This is a genomic window from Streptomyces sp. NPDC048257 (assembly GCF_043201855.1).
Classification (GTDB): domain Bacteria; phylum Actinomycetota; class Actinomycetes; order Streptomycetales; family Streptomycetaceae; genus Streptomyces.
Window position 1 is genome coordinate 59157 of the sequence record NZ_JBICZI010000033.1, and the last position, 12581, is coordinate 71737.

Genomic DNA, 12581 nt, shown 5'->3' on the forward strand with positions numbered 1-12581 from the left:
TCAATCGCCGGCGGGGCTGAAGTACGGCCCCGCCGGCCTGACCGGCAGACACCCCTAGCGGCGGGTTCGTTCCATCAGTTCGTCGTAGACGGACAGGACCTGCGCCACCGTGTCGTCCTCCGACGGCCACGTCGCGGCCTGCACGCGCCCGGCCGCCGCCAGCTCGGCCCGCCGGGCCGGGTCGGCCAGCAGGCCGGTCACGGCCGAGGCCAGGGCCCCCGCCTCGCCCGGCGGGACCAGTACCGCGCCCTCCCCCACCAGCTCCGGCACACCGCCCACCGCCGTGGCCACCAGCGGTACGCCCACCCGCAGAGCCTCCTGCGCCAGCAGCGCCCGCGCCTCCCACCGGCTCGGCAGCACCGCCAGGTCCGCCGCAGCCAGCAGCTGCGCGGCGTCGCGGCGGCGTCCCAGGAGCCGTACCGGGAGGCCCTCCGCCTCGATCCGCCGGGAGAGTTCGGCCCGGAGCGGCCCCTCCCCCGCGATCACCAGCAGCGGGGCCGGTTCCAGGGCCCGCCACTCCCGTGCCGCCTCGAGCAGCACGGAGTACCCCCGGTGCGGCACCAGGCTGCCGACGGCGATCAGCAACGGCCGTTCCACCGCGCCGAGTTCCGCCCGCACCTTGCCGGGGTCGGCCACCGTCTCCGGACCCGCCGGGCCCGCCGGCACCGCCACCGGGGCCAGCCGCGCGTCCCTGGCGCCCCGCAGCCGCGCGTGGTCCACCTGGTCCGAGGAGGCCCCGAGGACCACCGCGGCGGCCCGCGCAACGTGTCGTTCCAGCATGCGGCTCAGCCGCCCGAGCGCACCGGCCGCCGTCGGGCCCTCACCGTGCCAGCTCACCACCAGCGGCACCCGGCGCCCCCGTATGGCCAGCGCGGCGCGCATCCCGGCGCGCACGCCGTGCGCGTGCACCAGGTCCGCTCCGGCGCACGTGGCCCGCAGCACGCTCACCGCGTCGGGCGCGAACTGCGCCCCGGCGCCGGTGAAGTCGTACTCCCCCTCCGCCTGGACGGGCGCGCACACCGTGACCCGTACCCCGCGCGCGGCGAGCCCGGTCGCGAGCGACCGCACGTGCGCACTGCTGCCCGCGCCCGCACCGCCGCCGAGGACCTGCACGGTGCGCAGCGGCGGCCGGCCGTAGGGCTGGGCCGGGACGGGGGTGGAGACCGGGGAGCTGCTCACGGGCCGAAGCTCCAGGGTGAGGGAGTCAGAGACGTCGCCAAGAATGCCAGTCCGCACGCGCGTTCCGGGACCATACGGGTGCGGATCCCGTACGAGATACCGCAGGACACCCCTCAGCCTCACCCACACGGGCTAGGCCGTCCCTTCCGGATCTTGCCGGATGAGCCCAGGGCGTCCTGGTGCGGTGCATCGCGAAGCGGACGGGCACCCGTGTACCGGACGCACCCGGGCGGGCCGGGCCCGGCACGATCCGGAGGAGACGCCCCAGGGGGTGGCCCGGTGAGGGTGTCGCCTCACGCGTCCGCGCGCGCCGTCGCGAGGAGCTCCTCGGCGTGTGCCCGCGCCGAGGCCGAGTCCTCGTGTCCGGCCAGCATGCGCGACAGTTCGCGGATCCGGTCCTCGCCCTCCAGGACGGTGACACCGCTGCGCGTGACCGAGCCGTCGTTGGTCTTCTCGACGAGCAACTGCCGGTCGGCGAAGGCCGCGACCTGCGGCAGGTGCGTGACGACCACGACCTGCGCCGTCTTGGCCAGCTTCGCCAGCCGTCGGCCCACCTCAACCGCCGCCTTGCCGCCGACGCCCGCGTCGACCTCGTCGAAGAGGTAGGTGGGCACCGGGTCGGAGCCCGCGAAGACGACCTCCACGGCCAGCATCACCCGGGACAGCTCACCGCCCGAGGCGCCCTTGGCGATCGGCCGCGGCTGGGCGCCGGGGTGCGGGGCCAGCAGCAGTTCGACCTCGTCCGCGCCCGAAGGTCCGTAGGCGACCGGACGGCCGTCCACGTTCACCCCGTCGGGGTCTTCGGCCTGCCGGATGTCGATGGTCACGCGGGCGTGCGGCATCGCCAGCGAGGCCAGCTCCGCCGTGACCGCGGAGGCGAAGCGCGTGGCGGCCTCCACCCGGGCGTCCGTCAACGCCTGCGCCAGCAGCGACAGTTCGTCACGCAGCCCGTCGCGTTCGGCGGCCAGCTCGGCGATCCGCTCGTCGTCGCCGTCCAGCTCGAGCAGTCGCGCAGCGCCCTGTTCGGCCCACTCCAGCACGGCGTCCACGGTGCCCGTGGAGCCGTACTTGCGGGTCAGCTGGGTCAGGGCGGCCCGCCGCTCCTCCACCGCGGCCAGCCGCAGCGGATCGGCGTCCAGGTCGTCGGCGTAGCCCGCCAGCTCCCCGGCCACGTCGGACAGCAGGATGCCCAGTTCCCCGATCCGCTCGGCGAGCGCGCCGAGGGCCGGGTCGTGCGACCGTACGGATTCCAGCGCCCGGTGGGCACCCGCGACGAGCATGTTCGCGTCGATGGCCTCCGGGTCCTCCGGGTTGCCCGCGAGCGCGGCGTGCGCCAGCTGCGCCGCCGAGGCCAGCGATTCGGCGTGCCCGAGCCGTTCGGCCTCCGCCGCGAGCTCGGTGTCCTCGCCGGCCACCGGTTCCACGGCCGCGATCTCGTCCAGCCCGAAGCGCAGCAGGTCCGCCTCCTGGGCCCGCTCCCGGGCCCGGGTGGTGATCTCCTCCAGCTCGACGGCCACCGCGCGGAGCCTGCGGTAGGCCGAGCCGTACTTCTCCAGCGGGACGGCGACGGCATCCCCGGCGTACCGGTCGAGCGCCTGCCGCTGCCGGGCCGGGCGCAGCAGTCCCTGCTGGTCGGTCTGCCCGTGTACGGCGACCAGGTCGTCGGCGAGTTCGACGAGCAGGCCGACGGGCACGGAGCGGCCGCCGACGTGGGCGCGCGAGCGGCCCTCGGCGGACACGGTCCGGCTGATCAGCAGGGCGCCGTCGTCGAGCTCGGCCCCGGCCTCCTCGGCGCGTACGGCGGCGGGGGCGTCCGGGCGCATGACGATGCGGCCCTCGACCACCGCGGCCTTGGCCCCGATCCGCACCAGGGCCGGGTCGGCGCGACCGCCGAGCAGCAGCCCGAGGCTGGTGACGACCATCGTCTTGCCCGCGCCGGTCTCGCCGGTCACCGCGGTGAAACCGGGCGACAGCTCGACCACCGCGTCGTCGATGACCCCGAGCGACCGTATCCGCATCTCCTCAAGCACGGGACGACGATACCGAGGTTTCATGGGTGCCATGTGACGTCACCCGCCCCAAGTTGTTCGAACGAATGTGCTATTGGAAGGGTGTGAACTGCGTCTCAGTGGGGCGCCCCGCGCCAACCCGACACCGGCAGCGCGAACTTGGCGACGAGCCGGTCCGTGAAGGACGCGTGGTGCAGCCGGGCGAGCCGCACGGGCACCGCGCCCCGGCGCACCTCCACCCGCGCCCCGGCGGGCAGCTCCAGCGTGCGCCGGCCGTCGCACCACAGCACCCCGTGCGGAGTGCCGTTCTGCACCTCCACCGCCAGCACCGAGGTCGGCGAGGTCACCAGCGGCTTCGCGAACAGCGCGTGCGCGCTGATCGGCACCATCAGCAGCGCCTCCACCTCCGGCCAGACCACCGGCCCGCCCGCGGAGAAGGCGTAGGCGGTCGAGCCCGTCGGGGTCGCACAGACGATCCCGTCACAGCCGAAGCCGGTCACCGGACGCCCGTCGATCTCCAGGACCACCTCCAGCATCCGCTCCGGGGACACCTTCTGGACCGCGGCCTCGTTCAGCGCCCAGTCCCGGTGGACCACATCGCCGTTCGTGCGCACGATCACGTCGAGCGTCATCCGCTCCTCGACCTCGTACGAACGCGTCACGACCCGGTCCACGACCTTGTCCAGGTCGTCGCGCTCGGCCTCGGCGAGGAACCCCACCCGGCCCAGGTTGACGCCCAGCATCGGCACCCCCGAGGCGCGCGCGAACTCCGCGCCCCGCAGCAGGGTCCCGTCCCCGCCCAGGACGATCAGCAGCTCACACCCGTCGAGCACGCCCGGGGTGGACTCTTTGACCAGCTCCACCTCGGGCGGCAGCGGCAGGTCCACCGCCTCGTGCTCCATGACGCGCACGCCCAGCCCGCACCTCAGCAGACCCTGCACCACCAGCTCGGCGCTGCGGATGGCCGCCGGCCGCCCGGTGTGCGCGAGCAGGAAGACCGTCCGCCCTTCCCCCGAAGCGCTCGAAGCCCCCGAAGCCCCCGAAACGTCCGAACCCTCTGAACCCGATCCCGCCGAACCCGAAGAATCTGTCACTGCGGCCCCTCCGCCACTGCACGGTCAACATCCGCCGGGTCGAGTGCCGGTGCCCCCGCCCGCAGCCACAGAAAGTACTCGACGTTCCCCGACGGCCCCGGCAGCGGACTCGCCGTCACCCCGAGAACCCCCAGCCCCAGCTTCGCCGCCTGCGCCGCGACCTCGCGCACCGCCTCCGCCCGCAGCTCCGGGCTGCGCACCACGCCACCGCTCCCCAGCCGGTCCTTGCCGACCTCGAACTGCGGCTTGACCATCAGCACCAGGTCCGCGTCCGGCGCGCAGCAGCGCACCAGCGCCGGCAGCACCAGCCCGATGGAAATGAACGACAGGTCCCCGACGACCAGGTCGACCGGAACCCCGTCGAGCTGCTCCACCGTCAGCTCGCGCACGTTCGTACGGTCCTTGACGGTGACCCGGTCGTCGCTCTGCAGCGACCAGGCCAGCTGCCCGTAGCCGACGTCCACGGCCATCACGTGGTCCACGCCCGAGCGCAGCAGCACGTCGGTGAACCCGCCCGTGGAGGCTCCGGCGTCCAGCGCCCGGCGGCCCTCGACGGCCAGCCCCTGCGGCTGGAAGGCCGCGAGCGCGCCCGCCAGCTTGTGGCCGCCCCGGGAGACGTAGTCGGGGTCGCTGTCGTCCTTGCGGACCACCAGGGCCGCGCTGGTCTCGACCTGCGTGGCCGCCTTGGTCGCGGTGGTGCCGCCCACGGTCACCCGGCCCGCGGCGATCAGCTGCGCGGCGTGCTCGCGCGAGCGGGCCATGCTGCGGCGTACCAGTTCGGCGTCCAGGCGGCGGCGTGCCACTCCTGCCACGTTCGGTTCAGCTCCTGTTTTCGTACGGACCAGGGACGGGCGGTGCGTCCAGCGCGGTCAGCGCCTCGCGCAGCCCCCGGTGGACATCCTCGTACACCTCGACGTGTCCGTCCGCCGCGAGGTGGTCCGCGTCCGCCAGCCGCGCCAGGTGCGTGTCCACTCCGGCGTGCCCGGTGGGCGTGCGTACGACGCCCAGCGCCACGGGTCCGGCGGCGGCTTCGTCCCGGGTCTCGGCAGCTTCGTCGGTCATGCCCCGACGCTACCCCGAAGCGCCCCGCGACCACGCATGGCTCTGCGGTACGGTCGTGATCACGATGGCTACGATCCAGGAGTGCCGCGAAGCACTCGACAACCTCTCCGGCAACCTCGCACGGGCCGACGGCGGCGTACGCGGCGCCGCCGCCCTCGACCGCTCCCTGAGCTGCCACATCACCGACCTCGACCAGACCTTCACGGGCCGCCTGGACGCGGGCCGGATCCGGGTGGACGCGGTCGCCCCGGGCCCGCCCGCCGGCAAGGCCGAGATCCGGCTCGCGATGACGGGCGACGACCTCGTGGCGCTGGTCGCGGGCGAGCTGAAGTTCGCCAAGGCCTGGGCCTCCGGCCGGGTCAAACTGGAGGCGGGCTTCCGCGACCTGCTCCGCCTCAAGAGCATGCTGTAACCCGGCTCCGCCTTCAGCCCCGCCACCGTCTGAGGCGCACCCACCCAGCCCCGCCGGCGTTCGAGGCGCACCCACCCAGCCCCGCCAACGTCCGAGGCGCACCCACCCAGCCCCGCCGGCGTTTGAGGCGCGGGGGTCCGGGGGCAGCGCCCCCGGCAACCGGCCCGCACCCGGAGACCCGCCTCGGCCCGGTCCGACCCGCCCGGCCCGGCCGGCGACTACTCGGCCCGGGCCACCACACGGGCCCTGCGCGCCGCCGGCACCACCAGCGGCGTCCCCGTCTCCGGGTCCTCGATGATCTGGCACCGCAGCCCGAACACCTTCTCCACCAGCTCCGCGGTGACCACCTCCGCCGGCGGCCCCTCGGCCACCACCTTCCCCCCGCGCATCGCGATCAGGTGCGTGGCGTACCGGGCCGCGTGGTTCAGATCGTGCAGCACCGCCACCAGCGTCCGCCCCTGGTTCTCGTGCAGCTCCGCACACAGGTCCAGCACGTCGATCTGGTGCTGGATGTCCAGGTACGTGGTCGGCTCGTCGAGCAGCAGCAGCGGCGTCTGCTGCGCCAGCGCCATCGCGATCCACACCCGTTGCCGCTGCCCGCCCGACAGTTCGTCCACGGCCCGGTCGGCGAGTTCGGCGACCCCGGTCGAGGCCATCGACTCGTTCACGATCCGCTCGTCCTCCGCCGACCACTGCCGCAGCAGCCCCTGGTGCGGGTACCGGCCGCGCGAGACCAGGTCGGCCACCGTGATGCCGTCCGGCGCGATCGAGGACTGCGGGAGCAGACCCAGGGTCTTGGCGACCTTCTTCGCGGGCATCGACCCAATGGCGTGCCCGTCCAGCAGCACCCGCCCGGCGGACGGCTTCAGCATCCGCGACAGGGCCCGCAGCAGCGTGGACTTGCCGCAGGCGTTGGGGCCGACGATCACCGTGAAGGAGTTGTCGGGGATCTCCACCGACAGGTCCTCGGCGATGACCCGCTGGTCGTAGCCGAGGGTCACGTTCTCCGCGGTCAGCCGCTGCACTTGGGTACTCCTCATGTCGCGATACGTCGAAGTCGAAGCCGTCATATCCGTCCCGCCTTGCGCTCGGTGACGAGCAGCCAGAGCAGGTAGACACCACCGACGAGGCCGGTCACCACGCCCACCGGCAGCTGGTCGGCGCCGAAGGCCCGCTGCGAGGCCCAGTCGGACGCCATCAGCAGCACCGAGCCCATCAGGGCGGCGGTCACCAGGTTCCCGCCGGGCGAGCGGGTCAGCCGCCGGGCCAGCTGCGGCGCGGCCAGCGCGACGAAACTGATGGGCCCGGCCGCGGCGCTCGCCGCGGTGGTGAGCAGGATGGCCGCGAGCATCAGCAGCAGCCGGGTCCGCTCCACCCGCACCCCGAGGGCGTACGCGGCGTCGTCGCCCATCTCCATCATCCGCAGGGCCCTGCCCTGCCCGAGGATCAGCGGGAAGAGCACCGCGCACACCGCCAGCAGCGGCCACACCTGTGCCCAGTCCCGGCCGGCCAGCGAGCCGGTCAGCCAGACCATGGCGCGGGTGGCCTCGATCATCTGGGCCTTGGTGATCAGGTACTGGATCACGGCGATGAGCATGGCCGAGGCGCCGATGCCGACCAGCACCAGCCGGTAGCCCTGGATGCCCTGCTTGTACGCGAGCAGGTAGACGACGACGCCGGCCAGCAGGCCGCCGACCAGCGCGCCGACGGCCACCTCGGTGGCGCCGCCCTTGAACAGGATGATGACGACGAGCGCGCCGACCACCGAGCCGTACCCGAAGCCCAGCAGGTCCGGGGAGCCGAGCGGGTTGCGGGAGACGGACTGGAAGACGGCTCCGGACATCCCGAGCGCCGCACCGACGAGCAGCGCGACCAGGACCCGCGGCAGCCGCAGGTCGTTGACGATGAAGTCGTTGGCGGGGGTGCCGTTGCCCAGCAGGGTCCGTACCACGTCCCACGGCGCGATCTCGAAGTCGCCGGTGCCGATGAGCAGGACGGCCAGTGCGAGCGCCAGGGCGGTCAGCAGGAGCCCGACGGCCAGGGCGCGCCGCTCGACGCGCAGCGATATGCCGCCGGGCAGGTGCAGCCGACGGGGCCCGGACCGGCCCTTGCGGGAGGCGCCGGGCGCGGTCACGGTCGTGGTCGTGGTCGCGGTCACAGCTGGGCCATCCTCTTGCGCCGCACCAGGTAGATGAAGACCGGGCCGCCGATGAGCGCGGTCACGACGCCGACCTGTAGTTCGGCGGGCCGGGTGACGACCCGTCCGACGACGTCGGCGCCGAGCAGCAGTACCGGCGACAGGACGGCCGAGTACGCGAGCACCCAGCGCATGTCGGGACCGGTGAACGCCCTGACAAGGTGGGGGATCATCAGCCCGATGAACACGATCGGCCCGCACGCGGCGGTCGCCGCCCCGCACAGCAGGGTGATGGCGATCATCGCGCCGATCCGGGTCCGCGTCAGGGGCGCGCCGAGCGCCCGCGCCGTGTCGTCGCCCATGGCCATGGCGTTGAGCGGCCGGCCCAGCGACAGCGCGAGCACCGCGCCGACGAGCAGGAAGGGGGCCACCTGCCGGACGGTGTCCATGTTGGCCGAGGCCAGCGAACCCACCGTCCAGAAGCGCAGCTTGTCCAGCGCCTTGCTGTCCATCAGCTGCACGGCGTTGATGTAGCCGACCAGGGCCGCGCTGGCCGCCGTACCGGCGAGCGCGAGGCGCACCGGCGTCGCGCTGCGGCTGCCGCCGAGCACGTACACGACGACCGAGACCACGGCGGCGCCGAGGAAGGCCCACCACACGAACTCGCTCAGCGAAGTCGCGCCGAAGAAGCTGATCGCGGAGACCACGGCGGCCGCGGCGCCCGCGTTGACGCCGAGGATGCCCGGCTCGGCCAGCGGGTTGCGGGTCAGTGCCTGCATCACCGCACCGGACAGGCCGAGTCCGAGCCCGACCATCAGCCCGAGGAGGGTGCGCGGGACCCGCAGGTCCCGCACCACCACGTCGGAGGGCGTGCCGGCGTAGGCGAACAGGCCGTGCCAGACCTCGTCCAGGGGCATCTGCTTGGCGCCCACCGCGATGCTCACGACGGCGATCAGCGCCAGCACCGCGAGAGCGGCGAGCAGACCGGCGGCGCGCGCGGCATGGCGCTTGCGGGTTACGGCGGCTACGGCGCCCGGTTCGGGCTCCGCGCTCCGTTCGGGTTCAGGGGGACTCTCGACCAACACGCAGGTGAGGCTAACCTACCTTCCGCACGGCCGGGTCACCCGGACGGCTCTAAAGACCCAGCCTGGCCAGCGCCTTCGCCGCGTCCAGGGTGCAGACCCCGTCCCCGGCCGCCGTCCAGGCCGCCGCGCACAGCGCCCGCAGCCCGTCGAGCGGGTCCTCGCCCCCCTCGCCCTCGCCGTCCTGCCCGCGCAGCTCCAGTACGCCGCCGTTCGTCGCGACCGCCGTCCAGCCGCCGCAGCGGAAACCCTCCGCGACCGGCTCCACCTCCGGCTGCCCCGTCAGCAGCCCGCGCAGATCCCGGTCCACGTACGTCGGCCGGTGCCGGGGCTCGGCCCGCAGCAGCTGTTCCGCGTCCGTCACCCCGGTCAGCACCAGCAGCGAGTCCACCTCCCCGTTGAAGGCCCCCTCGATGTCGGTGTCCAGCCGGTCCCCGACCACCAGCGGCCGCTTCGCCCCCGTGCGCAGCACCGTCTCCCGGTGCATCGGGGGCAGCGGCTTGCCCGCCACCTGCGGCTCCGCGCCCGTGGCGATCCGTACGACCTCCACCGCGGCCCCGTTGCCCGGCGCGATCCCCCGCGCCCCCGGAATCGTCAGATCGGTGTTGGACGCGAACCACGGCACCCCGCGGTTGACCGCGTACGAGGCCTCCGCGAACCGCCCCCACGGCAGGTCGGGACCCCCGTACCCCTGGACGACCGCCGCGAGCCCCTCCTCCTCGGCCGACTCCACCGGCACCAGACCGCGCTCGCGCAACGCGACCCGCAGCCCGTCCCCGCCGATCACCAGCACCTTCGACCCCGGCTCCACCTGCTCCGCGATCAGCCGGGCCACCGCCTGCGCCGAGGTGATCACCTCGGCCGCCTCCGTCGGGATGCCCAGCTCGCCCAGGTGCTCCGCGACCGCGTCCGGCGTCCGCAGCGCGTTGTTCGTGACGTACGCGAGGTGCATCCCGTCGGCCCGGGCCGCCGCGAGGCAATCCACGGCGTGCGCGATGGCCTCACCGCCCGCGTACACCACCCCGTCCAGGTCCAGCAGAGCGGTGTCGTACGCCTGGTGCAGGCTCTGCTCACTCGCCGCGGGACTGGTCCTGCTCTGCCGGGTCATCCTGTCCGCTCCTCATGAGTCGATCTTGTCCGATTCCGTACTCCCCCGATCATCCCGCATGGCGAGACGCGTCTTACCATGCACCAATGACCACATCTGGCACCGCGGAGCACGGGCTGCGCCTGATCCCGTTCCATGGCCTGCGCTACGTCCCCGAGCGTGTCGGCAGCCTTGCCGCCGTCACCTCGCCGCCGTACGACGTGGTCGTGCGTCCCGACGGAGTCGACCACCTCGAATCCGCCGATCCGCACAACATCGTCCGTCTGATCCTCCCCCAGGCGGGCACCCCCGCGGCGCGCAACGAACAGGCCGCGCGCACCCTGCAGGACTGGCTCGCCGAGGGCATCCTCAGCGCCGACCCCGAGCCCGCGCTCTACGTGTACGAGCAGCGCCGGGCCGGCCTGCTCCAGCGCGGCGTCATCGGCGCCCTCGCCCTGTCCACCGCCGACGCCGGCATCGTCCTCCCGCACGAGGACGTCATGCCGGACGTGGTCACCGACCGGGCCGGCCTGATGCGGGCCACGTCCGCCAACCTCGAGCCCCTGCTCCTCACCTACCGGGGCGACGACCCCGGCACGGGAGCGACCGCGGTCGTCGAACGGACCGCCCAGCGCGCCCCCCTCCTGTCGACCACCACCGAGGACGGCTTCCAGCACCGCCTCTGGGCCATCACGGACCCGGCCGAACTCGCCGCCGTCACGGCCGATCTCAGCCACCGCCAGGCCCTCATCGCCGACGGCCACCACCGCTGGGCCACGTACCTGCGCCTCCAGGAGGAGCACGGCTCCCCCACCGCCTGGGACTTCGGCCTGGTCCTCCTCGTGGACACCGCCCGCTACCCGCTCCAGGTCCGCGCCATCCACCGGATGCTGCGCCGCCTCCCGGTCGCGGACGCCCTCGCCGCCCTGGACGGCCACTTCCGCGTCCGCCCGGTCGACGGACCGCTCCCGCTGGCCCTGGAGTGCCTCGCGGACGCCGCCGAACGCGGCAACGCCTTCCTGATCGCCGGCGACGGCGCCTTCCGCCTGGTCACCGACCCCGACCTGGACCTCCTCGACCGCACGGTCCGCCACGACCGGCCCGAGGCCTGGCGCCGGCTGGACGCCACCGTCCTGCACGCGACCCTGCTCGACGCCCTCTGGAACGTCCCGGACGCCCCGGACCAGATCACGTACATCCACGACGCCGCGTCCACCGTGGCCATGGCCGAGCGGCACGGCGGCACCGCGGTCCTGCTGCATCCCGTACGCGAGGACGTCGTACGGGACCTGGCCCGGCAGGGCGTCACCATGCCCCGCAAGTCCACGTCCTTCGGGCCGAAGCCGGCCACCGGCTTGGTCCTGCGCGGCCTGCGCTGACCCGGCCTCCTCCGGACATGAAGAAGGGCGGTACCCCGGCCGGGGTACCGCCCTTCTTCATGTCGCCGTGCCTCAGGCCTTGTCGTCCTCGACATCGACGTCAGCGTCAGCGTCGGAGTCGGCCGCGGACTGCTCCAGCGGCTCGTACTCCTCGTCGTCCTCGTCGTAGTACTCGGCGACGTCGGAGGCGCGCTCGGCCGCGGCGATCTCCGCCGCGTCCTCACCCTCGTCGTCGTCCTCGTCCTCGTCCTCTTCGAGGTCGGACAGGTCGACCGAGGCGTCGACGAATTCGACACCGTCCATCTCGGCGAGGCGGTCGGAGGCGTCGGTGGCCCCGTCCTTGTCCGCTTCGAGGGTCTTGGCGAACCACTCGCGCGCCTCGTCCTCACGGCCGGCCGCCAGCAGGGCGTCGGCGTAGGCGTAGCGAAGGCGCGCCGTCCAGGGCTGGACGGAGCTGGAGGCCAGCTCCGGGCTCTGCAGCGTCACGATGGCCGCCTCGAGCTGCCCCTGGTCCCGCCGGGCACCGGCCGCGACCAGACGCATCTCGACCTGACCGGCCTTGTCCAGCTTCTGCACCTCGGGCTCGCCGGCCATGGCCAGCGCCCGCTCCGGACGGCCGAGGCCGCGCTCGCAGTCGGCCATGACGGGCCACAGCTCGACCGAGCCGGTCATGCGCTTGGCGGCACGGAACTCCGCGAGGGCCTCGCTGTACTTCTGCGTGGCGTACGCGGCGAAGCCGGCGGCCTCACGGACGGCGGCGACGCGGGAGGCCAGCCGCAGGGCGATGCGCGAGTACGCGTACGCCTGCTCGGGCTCCTCGTCGATCAGCCGCGCGACCATGACGAGGTTCTTGGAGACCTCTTCGGCCAGGCCCTTGGGCAGGCTCAGCAGCTCCTGACGCACATCGGCGTCGATCTCGAAGCCGGTGACGTCGTCGTCGATCGGAAGCCGCTTGACCGGGTCCCGGTCACGGTCCGCGCGGAAATCGCGGTCGCCACCACGGTCATCGCGGCCACGGTAGCCGCCACCACGGTCGTCACGACGGGGGTACGACGGGCGGTCCCCGCCACGGTCGTCACGACGCGGGTAGGACGGACGGTCCCCGCCACGGTCATCGCGGCCGCCACGGAATCCACCACG

General features: G+C 73.7%; 12 protein-coding genes. 2 read left to right on the plus strand and 10 right to left on the minus strand.

The window, feature by feature from the left end; translation table 11 throughout:
- Positions 1-54: 54 nt before the first annotated feature.
- The 5 genes from ACGFZK_RS34980 to ACGFZK_RS35000 form a co-directional block, all read right to left on the minus strand.
- A complete protein-coding gene (locus tag ACGFZK_RS34980; protein WP_393852851.1) occupies positions 55-1179 on the minus strand; it encodes a glycosyltransferase family 4 protein in 1125 nt (374 codons plus the stop codon).
- Between the two features lie 293 nt (positions 1180-1472).
- Positions 1473-3197, minus strand: coding sequence for a DNA repair protein RecN (gene recN / locus ACGFZK_RS34985; RefSeq protein ID WP_393852866.1), 1725 nt, complete (start codon positions 3195-3197; stop codon positions 1473-1475).
- Between the two features lie 107 nt (positions 3198-3304).
- Entirely contained in the window at positions 3305-4282 is a 978-nt protein-coding gene (locus tag ACGFZK_RS34990) for an NAD kinase (protein ID WP_393852852.1), read from the minus strand.
- A complete protein-coding gene (locus tag ACGFZK_RS34995) occupies positions 4279-5094 on the minus strand; it encodes a TlyA family RNA methyltransferase (protein WP_393852853.1) in 816 nt (271 codons plus the stop codon). The genes ACGFZK_RS34990 and ACGFZK_RS34995 overlap by 4 nt, the downstream gene beginning before the upstream one ends.
- 7 nt (positions 5095-5101) lie before the next feature.
- On the minus strand, positions 5102-5344 hold the full coding sequence (locus ACGFZK_RS35000) for a hypothetical protein (RefSeq protein WP_393852854.1): 243 nt from the start codon (positions 5342-5344) through the stop codon (positions 5102-5104).
- 64 nt (positions 5345-5408) lie between these two features.
- On the opposite strand from ACGFZK_RS35000, the gene ACGFZK_RS35005 reads away from it, so the two are divergent.
- Positions 5409-5756: an SCP2 sterol-binding domain-containing protein gene (locus ACGFZK_RS35005; protein ID WP_393852855.1), complete on the plus strand. Its 348-nt coding sequence runs from the start codon at positions 5409-5411 to the stop codon at positions 5754-5756.
- 218 nt (positions 5757-5974) lie between these two features.
- On the opposite strand, the gene ACGFZK_RS35010 is transcribed toward ACGFZK_RS35005, so the two are convergent.
- The 4 genes from ACGFZK_RS35010 to ACGFZK_RS35025 are packed head-to-tail and all read right to left on the minus strand — an operon-like array spanning position 5975 to position 10083.
- The gene (locus ACGFZK_RS35010) at positions 5975-6826 is read right to left on the minus strand and encodes an ABC transporter ATP-binding protein (protein WP_393852856.1); all 852 of its coding nucleotides are present in this window, start codon (positions 6824-6826) and stop codon (positions 5975-5977) included.
- On the minus strand, positions 6823-7914 hold the full coding sequence (locus ACGFZK_RS35015) for a FecCD family ABC transporter permease (RefSeq protein WP_393852857.1): 1092 nt from the start codon (positions 7912-7914) through the stop codon (positions 6823-6825). Before ACGFZK_RS35015 ends, ACGFZK_RS35010 begins: the two co-directional genes overlap by 4 nt.
- A complete protein-coding gene (locus ACGFZK_RS35020; RefSeq protein WP_393852858.1) occupies positions 7911-8978 on the minus strand; it encodes a FecCD family ABC transporter permease in 1068 nt (355 codons plus the stop codon). Before ACGFZK_RS35020 ends, ACGFZK_RS35015 begins: the two co-directional genes overlap by 4 nt.
- A 49-nt stretch (positions 8979-9027) precedes the next feature.
- A complete protein-coding gene (locus ACGFZK_RS35025) occupies positions 9028-10083 on the minus strand; it encodes an HAD-IIA family hydrolase (protein ID WP_393852859.1) in 1056 nt (351 codons plus the stop codon).
- 86 nt (positions 10084-10169) lie between these two features.
- On the opposite strand from ACGFZK_RS35025, the gene ACGFZK_RS35030 reads away from it, so the two are divergent.
- Positions 10170-11441 carry a DUF1015 family protein gene (locus ACGFZK_RS35030; RefSeq protein ID WP_393852860.1) on the plus strand — a complete coding sequence of 424 codons (1272 nt, stop codon included), beginning with the start codon at positions 10170-10172 and terminating at the stop codon, positions 11439-11441.
- A gap of 72 nt (positions 11442-11513) precedes the next feature.
- Here the strand turns inward: ACGFZK_RS35030 and ACGFZK_RS35035 are convergent, their stop codons facing one another.
- The gene (locus ACGFZK_RS35035) at positions 11514-12344 is read right to left on the minus strand and encodes a tetratricopeptide repeat protein (RefSeq protein ID WP_393852867.1); all 831 of its coding nucleotides are present in this window, start codon (positions 12342-12344) and stop codon (positions 11514-11516) included.
- Between the last annotated feature and the right edge of the window lie 237 nt (positions 12345-12581).